The 19,602-nt window shown below is 33.7% G+C and carries 15 protein-coding genes; 14 read left to right on the top strand and 1 reads right to left on the bottom strand.

What is annotated here, in order from left to right; genetic code table 11:
- Nucleotides 1-23: 23 nt before the first annotated feature.
- From sov to ACFX5E_RS01770, 13 genes are all read left to right on the top strand, one after another.
- Complete coding sequence (sov, locus tag ACFX5E_RS01710; RefSeq protein ID WP_379853439.1) at nt 24-7,223, top strand: T9SS outer membrane translocon Sov/SprA; 7,200 nt, start codon at nt 24-26, stop codon at nt 7,221-7,223.
- A 94-nt stretch (nt 7,224-7,317) separates the two neighbouring features.
- Complete coding sequence (gcvH, locus tag ACFX5E_RS01715) at nt 7,318-7,698, top strand: glycine cleavage system protein GcvH (protein WP_379853440.1); 381 nt, start codon at nt 7,318-7,320, stop codon at nt 7,696-7,698.
- Nucleotides 7,691-8,074 (top strand): VanZ family protein, encoded by a 384-nt coding sequence (locus tag ACFX5E_RS01720; protein WP_379853441.1) that lies wholly within the window; start codon nt 7,691-7,693, stop codon nt 8,072-8,074. Before gcvH ends, ACFX5E_RS01720 begins: the two co-directional genes overlap by 8 nt.
- 176 nt (nt 8,075-8,250) lie before the next feature.
- Nucleotides 8,251-8,994 carry a deoxyribose-phosphate aldolase gene (deoC, locus tag ACFX5E_RS01725; protein WP_379853442.1) on the top strand — a complete coding sequence of 248 codons (744 nt, stop codon included), beginning with the start codon at nt 8,251-8,253 and terminating at the stop codon, nt 8,992-8,994.
- A gap of 19 nt (nt 8,995-9,013) precedes the next feature.
- Nucleotides 9,014-11,137: an energy transducer TonB gene (locus tag ACFX5E_RS01730; RefSeq protein WP_379853660.1), complete on the top strand. Its 2,124-nt coding sequence runs from the start codon at nt 9,014-9,016 to the stop codon at nt 11,135-11,137.
- Nucleotides 11,138-11,243: 106 nt separating this feature from the next.
- Nucleotides 11,244-12,146: a heme o synthase gene (gene cyoE, locus ACFX5E_RS01735; protein ID WP_379853443.1), complete on the top strand. Its 903-nt coding sequence runs from the start codon at nt 11,244-11,246 to the stop codon at nt 12,144-12,146.
- 2 nt (nt 12,147-12,148) lie between these two features.
- The gene (locus ACFX5E_RS01740) at nt 12,149-12,739 is read left to right on the top strand and encodes a cytochrome c oxidase subunit 3 (protein WP_379853444.1); all 591 of its coding nucleotides are present in this window, start codon (nt 12,149-12,151) and stop codon (nt 12,737-12,739) included.
- Between the two features lie 42 nt (nt 12,740-12,781).
- Nucleotides 12,782-13,759, top strand: coding sequence for a cytochrome c oxidase subunit 3 (locus ACFX5E_RS01745; protein ID WP_379853445.1), 978 nt, complete (start codon nt 12,782-12,784; stop codon nt 13,757-13,759).
- 16 nt (nt 13,760-13,775) lie between these two features.
- Entirely contained in the window at nt 13,776-14,126 is a 351-nt protein-coding gene (locus ACFX5E_RS01750; RefSeq protein WP_379853446.1) for a cytochrome C oxidase subunit IV family protein, read from the top strand.
- Nucleotides 14,127-14,201: 75 nt separating this feature from the next.
- Complete coding sequence (locus ACFX5E_RS01755) at nt 14,202-14,843, top strand: hypothetical protein (RefSeq protein WP_379853447.1); 642 nt, start codon at nt 14,202-14,204, stop codon at nt 14,841-14,843.
- Between the two features lie 12 nt (nt 14,844-14,855).
- Nucleotides 14,856-15,542: an SCO family protein gene (locus tag ACFX5E_RS01760; RefSeq protein WP_379853448.1), complete on the top strand. Its 687-nt coding sequence runs from the start codon at nt 14,856-14,858 to the stop codon at nt 15,540-15,542.
- 1 nt (nt 15,543) lies between these two features.
- Complete coding sequence (locus ACFX5E_RS01765) at nt 15,544-16,128, top strand: DUF420 domain-containing protein (RefSeq protein WP_379853449.1); 585 nt, start codon at nt 15,544-15,546, stop codon at nt 16,126-16,128.
- Between the two features lie 49 nt (nt 16,129-16,177).
- On the top strand, nt 16,178-16,390 hold the full coding sequence (locus tag ACFX5E_RS01770) for a hypothetical protein (RefSeq protein ID WP_379853450.1): 213 nt from the start codon (nt 16,178-16,180) through the stop codon (nt 16,388-16,390).
- A 76-nt stretch (nt 16,391-16,466) separates the two neighbouring features.
- On the opposite strand, the gene ACFX5E_RS01775 is transcribed toward ACFX5E_RS01770, so the two are convergent.
- A complete protein-coding gene (locus ACFX5E_RS01775) occupies nt 16,467-17,876 on the bottom strand; it encodes a DUF4403 family protein (protein ID WP_379853451.1) in 1,410 nt (469 codons plus the stop codon).
- A gap of 283 nt (nt 17,877-18,159) precedes the next feature.
- On the opposite strand from ACFX5E_RS01775, the gene ACFX5E_RS01780 reads away from it, so the two are divergent.
- Nucleotides 18,160-19,596: a TolC family protein gene (locus ACFX5E_RS01780; protein WP_379853452.1), complete on the top strand. Its 1,437-nt coding sequence runs from the start codon at nt 18,160-18,162 to the stop codon at nt 19,594-19,596.
- Nucleotides 19,597-19,602: the final 6 nt, after the last annotated feature.

The raw sequence follows: 19,602 nt of genomic DNA on the forward strand, positions 1-19,602 counted from the left end.
AAGAGACTCAAAAAACGGATTATATGCATAAAATTTGTATTTTTTTGCTAGTCATATTTTGTGGTTTTGTATCGCAAGCCCAGGTAACACCAGCCGTTCAGGATACAGTTAAAACTGGTTTTTCTACTGGGAAAGTCCAACTTAAAAATCCCCAAAGTATTCTTTCAGCTTATTCTTATGACCCTGTCACAGATAGGTATATTTATACCAATTCTATCGACGGTTTTTCTATTGACTATCCTATTATATTAACTCCAAAAGAGTATGAAAACTTAGTTTTGAAAGAATCCATGCGGGATTATTTTAAGAAAAAGGTTGATGCTATGGAGGGGAAAAAAGAAGGAAGTGAAGAAGCTAAAAAAGATTTACTGCCACGATATTATGTAAAATCGGGGCTTTTCGAATCCATTTTCGGGAGCAATACCATTGATGTGAAACCAACAGGATCCGTAGAAATGGATTTGGGATTGCGTTACACAAAACAGGACAATCCCTCATTCTCTCCCAGAAACAGATCAAATCTTTCTTTTGATTTCAATCAAAGGATAAGTATGAGCTTGATGGGGAAAGTAGGGACCCGACTCAACGTAAATGCGAATTACGATACGCAATCTACTTTTGCTTTTCAAAATTTAATAAAGTTAGATTACGCTCCTACTGAAGATGATATTATTCAAAAAATTGAAGTTGGAAATGTAAGTATGCCTTTGAATAGCTCGTTGATTAGAGGTGCTCAAAGTTTATTTGGTGTAAAAACGCAATTGCAATTTGGTAAAACGACTGTGACTGGCGTATTTTCAGAACAAAAATCGCAAACCAAAAGCATAGTTGCTCAAGGAGGAGGAACGATTCAGGATTTTGAAATTTTTGCACTGGATTATGATAACGACAGACACTTTTTCTTATCACAATATTTCAGAAATAAATACGATGCTTCCTTAAAAAACTATCCTTTTATTGATAGCAGAGTTCAAATTTCAAGATTAGAGATTTGGGTTACCAATAAACAAAATCGTGTAACCACAACCAATAATAACCTACGAAATATCATTGCCCTTCAGGATTTAGGGGAAGGACAATTGACTGATTCGAATGGTAACCCAATAAATGATAATGAAGTGGTGGTGTTAGATCCTTCCACCGGAATTTTTAATAACCCAATTAATTCTCCTTCTGATAACTCCAATAACGATTATGACCCTGCACAAATAGAAGCCGGAAGTGGTTTGTTAAACAATAATATACGTGAAATAGTGACCTCAAGTTCGGGTTTTAATGTTACTGTAAGCGAAGGTCAGGATTATTCTAAACTGGAAAATGCCAGAAAATTGAACCCTAATGAATATACCTATAATGCTCAATTAGGATATATTTCGTTACAACAACGATTAGCCAATGATGAGGTTTTAGCGGTAGCATATCAATATACGATTGGTGACAAAGTTTATCAAGTTGGGGAGTTTGGAAATGATGGTGTAGATGCGACTATTGTAACGGGAACTAATCAATCAGATCAGGCAATTATTACGCAGAGTTTGATTTTGAAAATGTTGAAAAGTAATTTGACCAATGTCAAAAATCCGGTTTGGAACCTGATGATGAAAAATATTTATCAGATTCCAGGGGCGTATCAGGTGAAACAGGAAGATTTTAGATTTAATATCCTTTACACGGATCCTTCTCCATTAAATTATATAACCGAAGCAAAAGATGCTGCTGGAAATCCAGTTCCATTTCCTGAACCAGATCCATTAAAAACACCTAAGGAAAACGAAGAAAATAAAGTTGCTGAAACCCCTTTACTTAAAGTGTTCAATTTAGATAAGCTTAATTATAATAATGATCCACAAACAGGAGGAGATGGGTTTTTTGATTTCATGCAAGGCTTGACCATAGATGCTCAAAACGGGAGAATTATATTTACAACTAAAGAGCCCTTTGGAGAATTATTATTTTCTAAATTATCTAATACTGGTTCAGCAGAAAATTATAATATAGAGAGTAGCTATAATCCAAATCAAAAGAAATATGTGTTTAGAAATATGTATCGTAACACCCAATCCGGGGCTTTAGAAGATAGCGATAAAAACAAATTTTTATTAAGAGGAAAATATAAATCTACTGGTGGTGATGGAATACCAATAGGTGCTTTTAATGTTCCCAGAGGTTCAGTGGTAGTAACTGCCGGAGGAAGAATTTTAGTTGAAGGAATAGATTACAGTGTCAATTATCAATTGGGAAGAGTTCAAATTCTGGATCCTTCACTTCAGGCGTCGAATACGCCAATTAATGTTTCTTTGGAAAACAATTCCATTTTTGGACAACAGACCAGAAGATTTATGGGTGTTAATGTGGAACATAAAATTTCAGATAATTTTTTAGTTGGTGCGACTTTTTTAAAAATGAGTGAAAGGCCATTTACACAGAAATCAAGCTTTGGTCAGGAATCTGTGAATAATACTATTTTTGGATTCAACTCTAATTTTTCTACTGAGGTTCCATTTTTAACCCGATTAGTAAATAAATTACCAAATATTGATACAGATGTCCCTTCGAATCTTTCCATAAGAGGAGAAATTGCATTTTTGAAACCGGATTCGCCAAAAGCAGATCGTTTTGAAGGAGAGTCTACTATATATGTTGATGATTTTGAAGGTTCTCAATCGACCATCGATATGCGTTCTCCGTTTGCATGGAGTTTATCATCGACACCAGAAAGAAACGCTAGCAGTACTTATGATTTCAATGCCAATGCTAACGATTTGAGTTATGGTTTCAAAAGAGCAAAAGTAGCCTGGTATTCAATTGATCCTATTTTTTATACCCAAAAACCATCTGGAATTTCAAATGAGGATTTATCTTTTAATACGACCAGAAGAATTTATAGTGAAGAATTGTATCCTTTAACGGATATCGCACAAGGACAATCTCAAGTTGTTAACACATTGGATTTAAGTTATTATCCTTCTGATCGAGGACCTTATAATAATAGTTCCAATTACAATACAAGCCCGTCATCAAATTTTGGTGGGATTATGAGATCATTGAATTCTACTAATTTCGAGCAAGGAAACGTTGAGTACATTCAGTTTTGGGTATTAGATCCGTATGTAGGAAACGGAGAAATTCCTCAAACGAATACAGGTAAAATTTATTTCAATTTAGGGGAGATTTCTGAGGATGTATTGAAAGATGGAAGAAAACAATATGAAAATGGTCTTGGTCCAGATCAAATACTGGCAAATCCACCGTCTGTATGGGGAGATGTGCCTGCTTCGCAATCATTAATCTATGCTTTTGATACCAATGTTGATAATAGAAACAATCAGGATGTAGGTTTGGATGGTTTGACTAATGCCAAAGAAGCTACAACTTACAATAATTTTGCATCTGAGCCGGATCCCGCAGCAGATGATTACACGTTTTATTTGAACGCATCAGGAAATGTTACAGATCGATATAAAAAATACAATGGTGTGGATGGAAACTCCGCTGTTGATATTAATGACCCCAATAGAGGGGCCTCTACGGTTCCAGATGTGGAAGATATTAACAGAGATAATACTATGAATACGATTAACGCGTATTATGAATATAGTATTGATGTCAAACCCAATATGAGTATCGGTCAAAATTATATAACTGATATTAGAAATACTCAGGTCACTTTGGCAGACGGTTCTGTAACTGACGGAAGATGGATTCAGTTTAAAATTCCTGTTTCACAACCCGAAAACACCATTGGGAATATTTCGGACTTTAGATCAATACGTTTTATGAGAATGTTTATGACTGGTTTTAATGATCAGGTAACAGTTCGTTTTGGAGCTTTAGATTTAGTTAGAGGAGAATGGAGACGATATACAAATACACTGGATTTTAATGATACCAATGTCGCTGATGACAAAACGGATTTAGATGTATTGGCGGTTAATGTCCAAGAAAATAATGAAAGATGTCCGGTAAATTACATTACCCCTCCAGGGGTAGTAAGAGAACAATTGTACAATAATAATACGGTTATTAATCAAAATGAACAATCATTATCTCTAAGAATATCTGGTGATGGATTGGAACCAGAAGATTCGAGAGCTGTTTTTAAAAATGTGAGTATCGACATGCGTCAATTCAATAAATTAAAAATGTTCTTGCATGCTGAATCTTTGCCAAATGAAATCGCACTTCAGGATAATCAAATGGTCGGTTTTATTCGTTTTGGAAATGACTTTACCCAAAATTTTTATCAAATTGAAATTCCTTTAAAAGTTACGGTTCCTTCCTCAACTTCGAGTTCTGATTGTTCGGCTTTAAGTGCAGAAACAGTTTGGCCAGAAGAGAATGAAATTGATTTGTCTTTGGCGTTATTGACTCAATTGAAGATTCAAGCGATGAGTATTGATCTAAACACATTGCCTTTAGATGGGATTTATTATAAAATTGAAGATGAACTTGATCCGTTATTATCTAATAAACCTAATAAATTAAGATTAGGGATAAAAGGAAATCCTAATTTTGGACAAGTCCGAACTTTGATGGTTGGTGTTAAAAGTAATGAGACTCATCAGGATATTAAGGGCGAGGTTTGGTTCAATGAATTGCGTATTGCCGATATGGATAATCAAGGCGGTATGGCTGCAGTAGTGAATGTGGACTCGAACCTTGCGGATTTTGCTACTGTTTCTGCCACAGGGAAAATGAGCACTATAGGTTTTGGAGCGTTAGAACAAGGGCCAAATGAAAGAAGCCGTGAAGATACAAAGCAGTACAATATCGTAACAAATTTAAATCTCGGAAAATTATTGCCTCCAAAATGGGGCGTAAATTTACCTTTTAATTATGCCGTTGGTGAAGAAATGATTACCCCGGAATATGATCCTTTTAATCAGGATATTAGGCTAAAACAATTATTAGACAATACAGATAATCAATCCGAAAGAGATAATATTAAAAGCAGAGCAACTGATTATACAAAACGAACAAGTATCAACTTTATAGGAGTGCGAAAAGAAAGAAGCCCGGAGCAAAAACAACATGTTTATGATGTAGAAAATTTCACTTTTTCTCAATCTATCAATGAAGTGGAGCGGCATGATTTTGAAATCGAAGATTATATCGATCAACACGTAAGCTCCTCTGTTGATTATGGCTTTAGTTTTCAACCCAAATCAGTTGAGCCGTTTAAGAAAACAGCTTTCATGAAAAAAAGTGATTATTGGAAATTGTTAAGTGATTTTAATTTTAATTATTTGCCTTCCAATATCTCATTTAATTCTAATATTAACAGACAATACAATCGCCAACAATTCAGACAGGTTGAAGTTGAAGGAATAGGACTCGATCCTTTGTATCGGAGAAATTTTGCATTCAATTATCAATATGGATTTAATTATAATTTGACAAAATCATTAAAATTAAATTATACGGCTTCATCCAGTAATATTGTTAAAAATTATTTGAACCAGAACAATGAACCTATTGATACTTTTACTATTTGGGATAGTTATTGGGATATTGGAGATCCTAACCAACACATGCAACAATTGGTGTTAAACTATGAAATACCAATTAATAAAATTCCGCTTTTTAGTTTTGTAAAAGCTAATTATACCTATACTGGAGACTACAGTTGGCAACGTGCTTCTAATGCGTTGTCTCAAATAGAAATTGATGGGAACAACTATAATTTAGGTAATACGATTCAAAATGCAAGTTCAAATAATTTGAATGCTGCGTTCAACATGGATGCGTTATATAAGTATTTAGGATTGTCGAAAAACACGAATAAATCAGTGGCTAAGCCAAAGGCAGCTGTTCCAAAACCTGGTGAAAAAGTGGTGAATACAAATAACCAACAACCTGCGAAAAGCAATGAATTTGTAGATGGTTTGATTGGGGTTTTGACGAGTGTTAAAAATATTCAGATGAATTACACGCACAATAGTGGGACAATATTACCCGGATATACTCCAGGGGTTGGGTTTTTAGGGTCATCAAGACCTTCATTAGGTTTTATTTTTGGAAGTCAGGACGATGTGCGATATGAAGCGGCCAAGAACGGGTGGCTTACCACTTACCCTGATTTTAATCAGAACTATTCTCATGTAACTAATGAATTGTTTAAAGCTACAGCAAACGTTGATTTGTTTCCTGATTTAAAAATTGATTTATCTTTGGACAGAGCATTTTCTGAAAATTTTTCAGAGCAATACGATGTTACTGATGGACAGTATAATCCTCGCTCTCCATATAGTTACGGACTTTTTTCCGTATCGACTGTTCTAATAAAAACTTCGTTTTCAGTCAGTGATGAAAATGGATCTGCTGCATTTGATGATTTTAGAATTAACAGACTCGCAGTAGCAAATCGATTAGCTTCTCAAAGAGGAATAGATGTAAATAACCCGGCTAATCTTGATGCTGAGGGATACCCGTTAGGATATGGTAAAAATAATCAGGCGGTATTATTGCCTGCTTTTCTAGCCGCTTATTCCGGTTCTGGTGCTTCAGATGTTTCCCTTGGAATATTCAGGAGTTTTCCATTGCCAAACTGGGCTGTAAAATATAATGGTTTGATGCGTTATAGTTTTTTCAAAGAAAATTTCAAACGTTTTTCTATGCAGCATGGGTATAGAGCTTCGTATACGATTAATGCTTTTAGATCTAATTTCGAATATGATAAAACTCCGGATGGAGTGGATGCAAGTGGAAATTTTTTCAATAAAACAATTATGTCAAATATCAATTTAGTGGAACAATTTAGTCCGCTTGTTAGAATGGATTTCGAATTAAAGAGCTCGTTAAAGGTATTGGCTGAAATCAAAAAAGACAGAGCGTTGTCGATGAGTTTTGATAATAATTTATTGACCGAGGTAAAAGGGATAGAATATGTTGTTGGACTAGGATATCGTTTTAAAGATGTGATTTTTTCTTCCAGATTGGCAGATAATCCTACAGGAATTATTAAAAGTGATATTAACATAAAAGGGGATTTGTCGTATCGCAATAATCAAACAATTGTTCGTTACTTGGATTATGATAATAATCAATTAGCCGGTGGACAAAACATTTGGTCTATAAGAATCACTGCAGATTACGCGTTCAGTAAAAACTTAACGGCAATTTTCTACTATGATCATTCCTTTTCGAAAGCCGTAATCTCCACTTCATTCCCTTTGACAAACATTCGATCAGGATTTACGATGCGTTATAATTTTGGTAATTAATATTTCAAAAATCTAAACAAGATTTGAATAGAGATTGTTACATTTGTGGTATAAAATTTCAATTTTCAAACAGTAATTTTCAATAAATATTTTTATGAGTATACCAGCAAATTTAAAGTACACAAAAGATCACGAATGGGTTAGTTTAGAAGGTGATATTGCAACAGTAGGAATTACCCATTTTGCACAAAAAGAATTAGGAGATATCGTATATGTTGAGGTGGAAACTTTGGACCAAACTTTAGAAAAAGATGAGGTTTTTGGTACAGTTGAAGCAGTGAAAACAGTTTCTGATTTGTTTCTTCCTTTATCAGGGGAAATTATTGCCTTTAATGATGCATTAGAAAGTACACCGGAAGTGGTGAATTCGGATCCTTATGGAGCCGGATGGATGATAAAAATTAAAGTTGCAAATATGGATGAAGTTGATTCGTTGCTTTCTGACGAATCATACAAAGAACTTATTGGTGCCTAAAGGACTGTATTTTTGGATTGCATTATCTTGGACTGTTGTTATCGCTTATTTTTGTCTAACGCCATCAAGTAATCTTCCAAGTATAAGTATACTCTATTTAGACAAATTTGTACACGCAAGCTTTCATTTTGTATTTACCCTATTTTGGTTTTTGTTTTTAAAAAAACAAATAAACAGTACAAATGCCATTAAACCTTTAGGTTTGTCATTTGTACTTTCTATTTTTTTTGGAATAGGAATTGAGTTAGTGCAAGGATTATGCACAACAACCAGAAGAGGAGATGTAGTTGATGTTTTGGCAAATATGACAGGTGCAATTCTAGCGGTTTGTGTCATTCTAATATTTAGTAAGTATCAGAGGTTAGATAAAATTTAGCAGATAGTATAATCCCACCTAGGTGGGATTTTTTGTACTTATACATTTCTTTGCCAAGGAAGGATTTGTTAAAAGAGGTTGCAAGTTTAAAAAGTAAATGTTTATAGTAAAAATATGTGAATTTAAAATGTATTTTTGCTGATTAGACCTTATCTTATCATAAAATTAAAAGAACAATGAATATTAAGCAATATCTGGATTCAACCTATTTGAAAACGGCAACGCAAGCTGGGCTTAGTGAAGTTGAGAATATTATTGTGGTCAAGAAAAATATTCAAGAAGCGATTGAAGAGCAATTTAAACTCATAATGATTCGCCCTGATATGGTTTCATTGGCCAATAAAATGATTACGGCGGCTAATTCAACTTTGCAAATAGGAACTGTAATTGATTTCCCTGAGGGAAAGTCAGGCCTGGAAGATAAGCTTGATGAAGCGATTCAGGCAATTAAAGATGGAGCAGATGATTTAGATTTTGTTTGTAATTACGAAGCATTTAAAGATGGTAATCTGGATTTGGTAAAAGATGAGATTTTAAAATGCACACAATTAGGTTTAGAAAATGGTAAAGTTGTAAAATGGATTATAGAAGTTGCTGCACTTGATGATAAACAAATTATACAATTGTCAGCTTTTATTAAAAACATTGTTGTTTCAAATTTTAAACAAGAATCATTTCCTAATGTTTTTGTAAAATCATCCACTGGCTTTTATAAAACAGAAAACAATTTGCCTAATGGCGCCACGATTCCTTCTATTATTATGATGCTGGAAAATGCTTCGCCACTTTCGGTTAAAGCAGCAGGAGGAGTGAGAACTTATGAGGAGGCAGTTGAGATGATTCGGTTGGGTGTAAAAAGAATAGGCACTTCGGGTGCAAAAACAATTGCTAATGGGCAAAATTCAAACTCTGAGTACTAAATTCACAAAGAAAAGCAATATGAAAAAAGGTTTGTCAACTATACTTTTGTTATTTTATTCATTTTTTATTTATTCACAAGATGTAAATAACAGTTCGTTACAATCAGATCCTTCTGCTGAGCGGTTTCCTGTTTTTCCAAACTGTGAAAACCTGCAGAGTAATGAATTAAAAACTTGTTTTTATAATAAAGTGCTGGATTTTATTTTTCAAAATTTTGAAGTCCCGGAAAATTTAATACAAGCCAATTATCAAGGTAATGTAAAAGTGCTTTTTGAAGTGGACAGTAACGGTTCTTTCAAAGTTATTTATACGGATGCCATTGATGAAAATTTAATAAAAGAAACAAAAAGGGTCTTTGCTGTATTTCCAAAAATTAAGCCTTCAACTTATAATGGAAAACCGACCTACTCTAAATATACCATTACAATTGCAATACCGTTGAAAAGTCCGGAACAGTTAGCTTCTGAAGCACTTGTTCGAGCAGAAACGGTAAAAAACGATACAAAAAAATTAACGGAACTGGATAGTATAGTTTATAAAAAATTCAGAAACCCTGAGTTTGAAAGCCATTTGAATGTTCCTTTTTCTCATAGTTATTATTCTCAATTTGATGCTTCTTTAAATCAGGTAGGCAGTAATAATCATACTGCATCCAAACCATATACTTATGCAGAGGTTTCAAAATATTATGATCTTAAAACGGTTAATGATAAGCTTAAAAAAAACACTTCTGGTTGGTGGACCAGGAAATTATGGAACGAAAGTTTGGTTGAAATTCAAGGGGAAGGCTATTGGTTTACATTAAATCCGATATTGGATTTACAAGTTGGCAAAGCATCTCAGACCGAAGCGGATTACACCTATGTAAATACACGAGGGTTAAATTTTCGTGGTGGTATTGGGAAACAAATTAATTTCACTACTACGGTTTTTGAAAGTCAGGGGCGATTTGCGGATTATTTCAATCGTTATGCGGAGTCTATAAGGCCAGCGGGTGGGAATCCTGCAATTATTCCGGGTATGGGAATTGCTAAAAATTTCAAAACGGATGCATACGATTTTCCTTTGGCGGAAGCCAATATAACTTTTGCTCCCAGTAAACATTTTGATTTGCAATTGGGTTACGGCAGGAATTTTATAGGAGATGGATACCGATCTTTATTAGAAAGTGATGGGGCGAGTCCGTATCCATATTTCAAAATCAACACGAATTTCTGGAAAATAAAATATACCAATACGTATATGTGGCTTAAAGATGTTCGCCCGGAGGTTACACTTGAAAGAACGTATGCCACAAAATTCATGGCGAACCATTATTTGAGTTGGAATGTGTCGAATAAATTTAATCTTGGTTTGTTTGAATCGGTAATTTGGACAAACACGAACGATAGAGGATTTGATGTAAATTTTGTGAATCCAATTATATTTTATCGTTCGGTTGAATTTGCTTCTTCGGCTAGAAGTGGAAATGCCGTTTTAGGGTTGACCTATAAGTACAAATGGAATAATCAGATAAATGCGTACGGACAATTTATTCTTGATGAATTTTCTCTTGGGGATGTTAAAGAAAGAGATAATAGCTGGAAAAATAAATTTGGATACCAATTAGGGGTTAAATATTACAATGCTTTTAAGGTTGATAATTTAGTATTGCAGTTAGAATACAATCATGTTCGTCCTTATGTGTATTCTCACAGCAATCCTATTACAAATTACGGACACAACAATCAAAGTGTTGGACATCAATGGGGAGGGAATTTCAAAGAATTTTTAGCGATTGCCCGTTATCATAAAGGAAGGTATTTTGGAGATGCGAAATTCACAATAGGAACTCGAGGGTTGGATTTTGATACGGTTGATGATAGTTACAATTATGGAGGAAATATTTATAAGGATTATGATGAAAATAGACCTTTTGATTCAGGAGTAAAAGTGGGGCAAGGGAATAAAACGGCCGTTTTTATAGCAGATATTCAAGGAGGATATTTGATAAATCCATCTACAAATTTAAAACTTTTTGGAAGTTATATTTACAGAAGTTTTGATCCCGAAATGAATACAGCAACCACATTTAATCAAAGTACGAATTGGTTTACATTGGGTATACGTTCCGATGTTTTTAATTGGTATTTTGATTATTAGCTTTAATTATATTTCTAAAAAATCTTTTTTATGAATTGTTTTTTGTCAAATCCCTTTTGATGAACTACTTTTGCAAAAGTTTTTACAAAGCAAATAAACATTAGCATTGAACGCAACACAAAATACCCTTTCATTAAAGTCCGTCTACATTGATTTCCGCGAGATAACTAAGGCACGTCTCGCTGTTAGCGTAGTGTTTTCGTCTATTGCAGGCTTTATGCTTGGGATTACTGATATTCATTCTTTTAGTTGGATGGTATTGTTGAAACTTGCCGTAGGAGGGTATTGTATGGTAGGGGCTTCTAATGCTTTTAATCAGGTCATTGAAAAAGATTTAGACGCATTGATGGATCGAACAAAAAATCGTCCGGTTCCGGCAGGAAGAATGTCTTCCAATACAGCTTTGATTATTGCAAGTCTTCTTACTATTATTGGAATTGTATTGTTATATACAATCAATTCTCAAACCGCCATGTTTGGTGCAATATCTATTTTTCTTTATACGAGTGTATATACGCCTTTGAAAACAATGACTTCATTGTCCGTTTTTGTTGGAGCTTTTCCTGGTGCAATTCCTTTTATGTTGGGATGGGTTGCTGCAACCGGAGAATTTGGGATAGAAGCTGGAACTTTATTTTTGATCCAGTTTTTTTGGCAGTTTCCTCATTTTTGGGCCATCGGATGGTTTTTGTATGAAGATTATGAAAAAGCTGGTTTCTTTATGTTGCCTACGGGGAAAAAGGATAAATCAACCGCTTTACAGATTATTTTATATACGGTTTGGCTTATTATAGCTTCGCTTTTACCGGCTTTGGGTTATACCGGGCAGTTGTTTATTACTCCGATAGCTGCCGTTTTAGTGTTTTTATTAGGTCTTTGGATGCTTTATTATGGAGTGCAGTTATACAAAAAGAGAAGTGCTAAAGCAGCAAGAACCTTGATGCTGGTGAGTGTTTTGTATATTACTTTGTTACAGTTAGTGTATATATTTGATAAATTTTTAAGATAGTTATGGAAATCACAATGACAACCGCAGAAGAACACAAATCTAGAACGGCAAGATCTTATAAGTTACTGTTGCTTTTTGCAATGGTGAGCATGATAATGATGTTTGCGGGACTTACTAGTGCTTATGTAGTAAGCAAATCTAGAGCCGATTGGTTGAAAGACTTTCAGTTGCCAACAGCATTTTACTTTAGCACAATAGCAATTATAGGATGTAGTGTTACTTTTCATTTAGCGAAAAAAGCGATTCAAAAAGACAACCAAAGTGCCACTACTAAGTATCTTTTGTCTACTTTAGCATTGGGAATATTGTTTGTTATTTTGCAATTTGTTGGGTTCGGACAAATAGTGGAAAACGGGTATTATTTTACCGGAAGTGAAAGTTCAATAACGATGACATTTCTGTATGTTGTTACCGTTGTACACTTGATTCACCTTGCTGGTGGGGTGATTTCTCTTCTTATTATAATTTATAATCATTTTAAACAAAAATATAATTCATCTCAAACCCTTGGAATTGAACTGGGTGCAATGTACTGGCACTTTCTTGATTTATTGTGGGTTTATTTGTTTTTATTTTTATATTTCTTTAAATAAGAAAAAAACGTAAATTTGGGAACTTTTTAACGAATAACTTTTATGGAAGCGACAGTTACTACTGCAAATAGTGAAGAGAAAACTTGGGGAGGCGGCAATGAGCCAATGAAATCAAGTTATGGTAAATTAATGATGTGGTTTTTTATCGTATCAGATGCCTTAACGTTTTCTGGATTTCTAGCGGCTTACGGATTTTCTAGATTCAAATTTATCGAAACTTGGCCTTTGGCCGATGAAGTGTTTACACACTTTCCATTTATGCATGGGGTATCTGCTCCAATGTACTATGTGGCATTGATGACTTTTATTTTGATTTTTTCATCAGTAACAATGGTTTTGGCCGTTGATGCTGGTCATCAAATGAAAAAAGATAAAGTTGTTATTTATATGTTCTTAACCATTATCGGAGGTATGATTTTCGTTGGATCTCAAGCCTGGGAATGGAAAAATTTCATAAAAGGGGAATATGGTGCAATCGAAACAAAAGGAGGTAGTTTACTTCAGTTTGTGGATAAAGAGGGGCATCGAGTAGCTCTTGCTGATTTTGCAGCCACGCGACCAGAAGAAAGAGAACAATTGACAAGAAGTAAAGGAAAATGGTTCATGTCAGAATCTTCTTTGCCTTCTTATTCAGTTGCTGAAGTTCAGGCTGGATTTAAGGCACACCCGGATCTTTTGATTAGAACAGAGGTGATCACTAAAGAAAAGCAAAAAACAATTCTTTCCAGAAAAGATTCTGAATTGAGATTGACCCAAGCCAGCTTAGTAGTTGAAGGAGCCAATTTAACTCACAATGAATACGGAAGTAAATTATTTGCTGACTTCTTTTTCTTTATAACAGGGTTTCACGGGTTTCACGTATTTTCTGGGATAATTATAAATATTATAGTATTCTTTAATGTCCTTGTAGGGACTTACGAGAAAAGAGGAAGTTACGAGATGGTCGAAAAAGTGGGGTTGTACTGGCACTTTGTCGATTTAGTTTGGGTATTTGTATTTACATTTTTCTACTTAGTTTAATTTTAGATTTATCATTATGTCACACGAACATGTTTCTAATACAAAGAGAATTTGGACCGTTTTTGGTCTGTTGTCTGTAATAACGATTGTTGAGGTAATTTTTGGGATTATTAAACCAGATGTTCTTCACATGAATAGTTTTATGGCAATGAGTTTACTAAACTGGTTGTTTATAATCTTAACACTTGTAAAAGCATATTATATTGTATGGGCCTTCATGCACATGGAAGGCGAAAAAAGTACTTTAAAAAATGCAGTTGTTTTACCAGTAATTTTTCTAGTATTATATTTGCTTTTCATTCTTTTGACTGAAGGGAATTATATTTATGAGGTTTTTAAGAATTCTACTATCAAATGGAATTTTTAACAAGATATTAATTCAAAAAAAGGGTGCGCATTGCGTGCCTTTTTTTATTTTTGTACTTTAAATAATATTAAAATAATGAAAAAAAATATCGTTCTTTTTGTCCTTTTTATTTTGCCTATTGTTGCTTATCTTTTTTTTGCTTCAGGAATAAATAGTTTTACTAAGTTACCTGTAATTACTCCTAAAGTTGCTGATTTTGGGCAATGGAAATCTCTAAATGGAGAAAAAGTTAGTTTGGATAATAAAATTACTATTTTAGGATTTTCCGGCACAGAATTATTAAAAAACAGAGGTAATTATTTCAACTTAAACGAAAAAATTTACCAAAGATATCATGATTTCCAAGACCTTCAATTTGTTGTAGTTTGTCCATTAGGAACCGAAAATGAAGCCGAAAAAATTATAGACGCTTTAGATGATTTTACCGATGTTTCTCAGTGGCATTTCCTTTTTACTACTCCTCAGGAAATTAATGCCTATTATGATCAGCTAAATTTAGTTGGAAAATTAGACAAGAACTTAGGGACTCCAAATGTCTATATCATTGATAAAGAAAGAAGCCTAAGAGGAAGAAAAGAGAAAAAAGACTACAAAGAAGGATATAATACGTTTCATTTAGCCGAGTTGAGTAATGAAATGTTAGATGATTTTAAAGTGATTCTGTATGAATATCGTGCCGCGCTCAAAAAAAATAAGAATGCCACTAAAAAACTTTAATTCTTAGAAAATATGCTTAAAAATAAATCATATATAGGGATTTCATTTATCATCCTGCTTTTTGGGATATATGCTGTGCCAAAAATAGTAGAAAGAATACAGAATAATGATGTCGTAAAAGGAGATCGTTTGGATCAGATTGGTTCAACTGCAAAGGAAGATGGAAAATTAGTGAAAATTGGTCCGGCTCCAAAGTTTGAATTGGTGAATCAGGATAATAAAAAAATTACTAATGACACGTATAAAGGAAAAGTATATGTTCTTGAGTTTTTCTTTGTCACTTGTCCTTCAATTTGTCCAAAAATGAACCAGAGTATGTTGGCTATTGAAAATAAATTTTTCGGGAATCCAAATTTCGGAATTGTTTCTATCACCATAGATCCAGTGCATGATACTCCCGAAGTTTTGAAAGCGCATGCGAAATTACTGGGTGTTAAGTCATCTAATTGGAATTTCTTGACGGGTGAAAGAGCTTATATTTTTAATTTAGCTAACAAGGGTTTTAATCTTTATGCTGGTGAAAACAGTAAAGTAAATGGCGGTTTTGAGCATTCTGGCTTGTTTGCCTTGATAGATAAAAACGGAAATATTCGTTGTAGAAAAGATAATTTTGGGAATCCGATTTTGTACTATGACGGTCTAGATAAAAAAGGAGTAAGAGATATTCAACAAGACATTAATATTTTATTAAAAGATTAAAATGAAAGATAATTCGATCGAACAAAAATATAATAAATGGATTATTATCCTTTCCATACTTATACCAGTAGCTGTTGCCATACTTTTTAAAGTAAAACTTAGGGATTTTGGTATTCATGTTGCTCCTTTGCATTTTTTGCCATCTATATATGCTGGAATTAATGGTGTTACTGCTGTTTTATTAGTCTCGGCCGTTGTGGCTATCAAAAACGGAAAAAGAACGCTTCATGAGAATCTGATGAAATCAGCAATTGGTTGCTCCATTGCTTTTTTAGTGTTGTATGTTGTGTATCACATGACAACCGATTCCTCCATATTTGGAGACATAAATCACAATGGTGAATTAGACCTTGCTGAAAAATTGAATGTGGGGAATTTAAGGTTGGTTTATTTTTTAATTTTAATCACGCATATAATTTTATCAATTGCTATTATTCCATTAGTTTTAGTGACCTATGTACGCGCTTTGGCCGCTAAATTTGATAAACATAAAAAAATTGCCAAAATTACGTTCCCAATATGGTTATATGTTGCCGTTACCGGTGTAATTGTGTATTTAATGATTTCCCCTTATTATGTTCAATAAATTAAGTAATCAGCGTTTAGTATTCAGCATTCAGTCTTCAGTGTTCAGCATGAAATATTTTCTTTTTATTTTTTGCTTTCTGTTTTTTGGAGTTGCATCGTATGCGCAATGTGCTATGTGTCGTGCTGCATTGACTAGTGAAGGAAATACTGCAAAAGCGGCAGCCGTAAATGACGGTATTGTATATTTAATGGTAATTCCTTACCTGCTTGTTGGCGGTATTGGTTATGCTGTTTATCGAATGAGAAAGAATAAAAGTTAAGCTTCAGTTTCAAATAAAAAAATCAAAAAGCACTTTGCCTGAAAGGCTCCCACCCCTTGGGGAGTGGAAGGGATGTTTACTTCAACCCGTTTACGGATACATTTACGCTTCCTTTTACTTTTATAAAAGCGATTATTGCTTGATTGGTTAATTCAATTTTTTGAAATTGAATGTCTTCCATTTTTCCGTTTACATATACGCCTGGAATTGGTGAATAATTTTTTAAATAACTCATCATGCTTTGTTTGCCTTCTTCTAAATTTGGTTTTATTGAGTAGCGACAACTCTGTTGAATTTTTCTTAAAACCAATCCTTGAGTAAGCCAGTTTGCAGTGCGCATTAATTTGTTTTTGGTGTCAAGAGCATAGTCTAATTGATCAAAAAACACTTCTTTGGTTTGTTTATCATACTGCGGGAAACCTGCTAAATAAATGATTCCGTTAACAGATCCCATTACGTCTAAAGCGATTATCATTTTGCCTTTTTTTTGCCAAATGGCTACGTTTTGTACTTTTATTTTATTGCTGCCAGAGCCAAATTCCTGCCCATAAAAATTCTTGGTCATTATTTTTGAAGCCTCTTGATACGTTGAAACGGCAACTATAGTAGCGTTTATTTCCTCGTGGATTTTAGTGACAGATTTCAAAATGATTTTTGTCGCATCAAATTTGGATTCCGGTTTACTTCCTATTAAAGTTTCCATGTTGCATTTCATTCCCATTTCTAGCAGGAACGTATCGTTTTTCAATTTGGCGGTAGTAGAATAAATTTCAATGGGAACAATCCGAAGCCAACTTAGGTAAACGTCAATCAGTAGAAAAGGCGTGCAAACCTTTTCTAAAGCTTTCAAAACGTTAGGTTTAAAATCCATTGATTTTTCAATTGCACTGTCAATCTTCTTTTCAATTTTTGATTTAAAAAGTTTAACACCTGGTTTAATTAGATAAGTTACGGGTAGATTTTTACCAAAAACGGTCATCGTAGGACTTTCATTCCAATTTAATGATTTTAGCTCTGTAGTTGTATTTAGCTTCCAATTGGTCAAACTGACATCGCTTAGCAAAGTCACTACGCCGTTTAGATTGAATTCTCTGGTATCGTAAAGTGAAATGCCAAGTTTTTTTGTGCCAATTCTATATTTTACGATAACTTTTAATGGTAAAATTGTTTTTATTCTTTCTCCGGAAAGCCCATGGTCGTTCACGATAGTAATGGGTGCCAGTTTCCAAACTTTCATTTCAATATCATCGTCTTCAATGTTGTTGTCTTCATAAATCAAACCATTCAATAATGCGTTAGTTTGGTTCTCAATGTCCTTCAGTTTTACACTAATGGGCAAATTAATAAAGGAAGGCACATTTTCGTAAACTAAAGGAATGGCATCGTCAGGTTCCGGTTTTAGGGTCGCTATTTTTTGGGAGGTAGAACAGCCAGAAATCAATATGATAAATAGAACAACAAGCAGTATTGAAAAGAATTTCAGCATTTTATTTTAGTTTGAAGCAACAAAATTAAGAAAACAATTATATTTTAGGGTTAAACTGTAACATTTTCATAGCTATTATGTCTTATTGTTATATTATCTTAAAAATTAACAGAATCAGCATTGAATTTAAAAGCGAATTTATAGCTTTTTATAAAATTTAAATTAAAAATTAATGCCTAATAAATTGATTGTAAAATGAATAAGTTAATCCTTAAAAAGATAATTAGTTTTTAAAAAATTTTAAATTTGTGCAGTACCTTTGCTGCGCTTTTATCAAATGAATATGAAAAAAAAGAGTTGCATAAGTTTCGTTTTTATTGTTTTGTTTGGGCTGTCAGCTCAAGCGCAATCTAAAAAGTGGACCTTGGAAGAATGCGTAAATTATGCGGTGCAAAATAATATTTCCATCAAGCAAACCGAATTAGATTCTAAAACGGCAATGATTGATAAAAAAGGAGCTGTAGGTAATTTTTTGCCCTCGGTTAATGCTAATGCTTCTCACTCTTGGAATATTGGTTTAAATCAGGATATTACCACAGGACTTTTAAGAAATCAAACCTCGCAGTTTACTTCAGCAGGTGCAAGTGTGGGTATTGATATTTATAAAGGAATGCAAAACCAAAACACACTGCGAAGAGCCAATCTTTCAATAGTTGCTGCGAAATATCAGTTGTTAAAAATGAAAGAAGACGTCGCGTTAAATGTTGCGAACGCTTTTTTGCAAATCCTTTTTAATAAAGAAAATCTAAAAGTGCAACAGGAACAAAAGGCGTTTAATGAAAAGCAATACACCCGTTCTGAAGAATTGGTAAAAGCGGGATCCATTCCTCGTGGGGATTTATTGGATATAAAAGCTACTGTAGCGTCCAATAATCAAAGTGTTATTGCTGCAGATAATGCGCTGTTGATTTCTAAATTAAGTTTAGCGCAATTATTACAGTTAAAAGACTTTGAAAATTTTGATGTGATTGATGATACTTCAATTAAAGACGAAAATAATATTTTGGCCCAAACTCCTACAGCTATTTATGATAAGGCCAAGGAAAGCAGAACGGAATTAAAAATTGCCCAAACTAATTTAGAAATCGCTCAAAAAAATGTGGCTATTGCAAAAGGTGGTTTTCAGCCTACATTGCAAGCATTTTATAATTTTAACACTAGAGCTGGATATTCTGATAGAATTGTTGGTTTTGGTCCAGATACGAATAAGCCAACTTCAATTGTTGGTTATGTTGATGGAACGAATCAAAATGTATTGCAACCTAATTATACGCCAATTTCAGGAAAGGCATTGCCTGTTTTTGATCAATTTAGCGATAATAAAGGGCAATCTTTTGGAGCACAGTTATCGATTCCTATATTTAACGGGTTTTCAGTAAGAAATAATGTGGAGCGTTCTAAAGTAAGTTTAGAGAGATCAAAAATCGCATTAGAACAACAGGATTTAGATTTGCAAAGAAATGTGTATACCGCATTTACGGATGCAAAAGGAGCTTTGAATGCGCATGAATCTTCCATTGTGGCATTAGAGTCCAGACAGGAATCCTATAATTATGCTAAAGAAAAATATGCTGTTGGTTTAATGAATTCATTTGATTTTAACCAATCGCAAACCTTATTGTCAAATGCGCAATCTGAAGTTATTAGAACCAAATACGATTATATTTTTAAAATTAAAATACTGGAATTCTATTTTGGAATTCCAATTATCAAAAACTAATTTAAC

The organism is Flavobacterium xylosi, assembly GCF_042787345.1.
GTDB classification, from domain to species: Bacteria; Bacteroidota; Bacteroidia; order Flavobacteriales; family Flavobacteriaceae; genus Flavobacterium; species Flavobacterium xylosi.

What these genes read in the sequence shown, in the direction of transcription:
- ACFX5E_RS01780 (WP_379853452.1), top strand. Translation starts at nt 18,160, where the DNA reads ATGAAAAAAAAGAGTTGCATAAGTTTCGTTTTTATTGTTTTGTTTGGG.
- ACFX5E_RS01755 (WP_379853447.1), top strand. Translation starts at nt 14,202, where the DNA reads ATGAAAAAAAATATCGTTCTTTTTGTCCTTTTTATTTTGCCTATTGTT.
- ACFX5E_RS01745 (WP_379853445.1), top strand. Translation starts at nt 12,782, where the DNA reads ATGGAAGCGACAGTTACTACTGCAAATAGTGAAGAGAAAACTTGGGGA.
- gcvH (WP_379853440.1), top strand. Translation starts at nt 7,318, where the DNA reads ATGAGTATACCAGCAAATTTAAAGTACACAAAAGATCACGAATGGGTT.
- ACFX5E_RS01765 (WP_379853449.1), top strand. Translation starts at nt 15,544, where the DNA reads ATGAAAGATAATTCGATCGAACAAAAATATAATAAATGGATTATTATC.
- ACFX5E_RS01775 (WP_379853451.1), bottom strand. Translation starts at nt 17,876, where the DNA reads ATGCTGAAATTCTTTTCAATACTGCTTGTTGTTCTATTTATCATATTG.
- ACFX5E_RS01730 (WP_379853660.1), top strand. Translation starts at nt 9,014, where the DNA reads ATGAAAAAAGGTTTGTCAACTATACTTTTGTTATTTTATTCATTTTTT.
- ACFX5E_RS01740 (WP_379853444.1), top strand. Translation starts at nt 12,149, where the DNA reads ATGGAAATCACAATGACAACCGCAGAAGAACACAAATCTAGAACGGCA.
- deoC (WP_379853442.1), top strand. Translation starts at nt 8,251, where the DNA reads ATGAATATTAAGCAATATCTGGATTCAACCTATTTGAAAACGGCAACG.
- ACFX5E_RS01760 (WP_379853448.1), top strand. Translation starts at nt 14,856, where the DNA reads ATGCTTAAAAATAAATCATATATAGGGATTTCATTTATCATCCTGCTT.
- sov (WP_379853439.1), top strand. Translation starts at nt 24, where the DNA reads ATGCATAAAATTTGTATTTTTTTGCTAGTCATATTTTGTGGTTTTGTA.
- ACFX5E_RS01750 (WP_379853446.1), top strand. Translation starts at nt 13,776, where the DNA reads ATGTCACACGAACATGTTTCTAATACAAAGAGAATTTGGACCGTTTTT.
- ACFX5E_RS01770 (WP_379853450.1), top strand. Translation starts at nt 16,178, where the DNA reads ATGAAATATTTTCTTTTTATTTTTTGCTTTCTGTTTTTTGGAGTTGCA.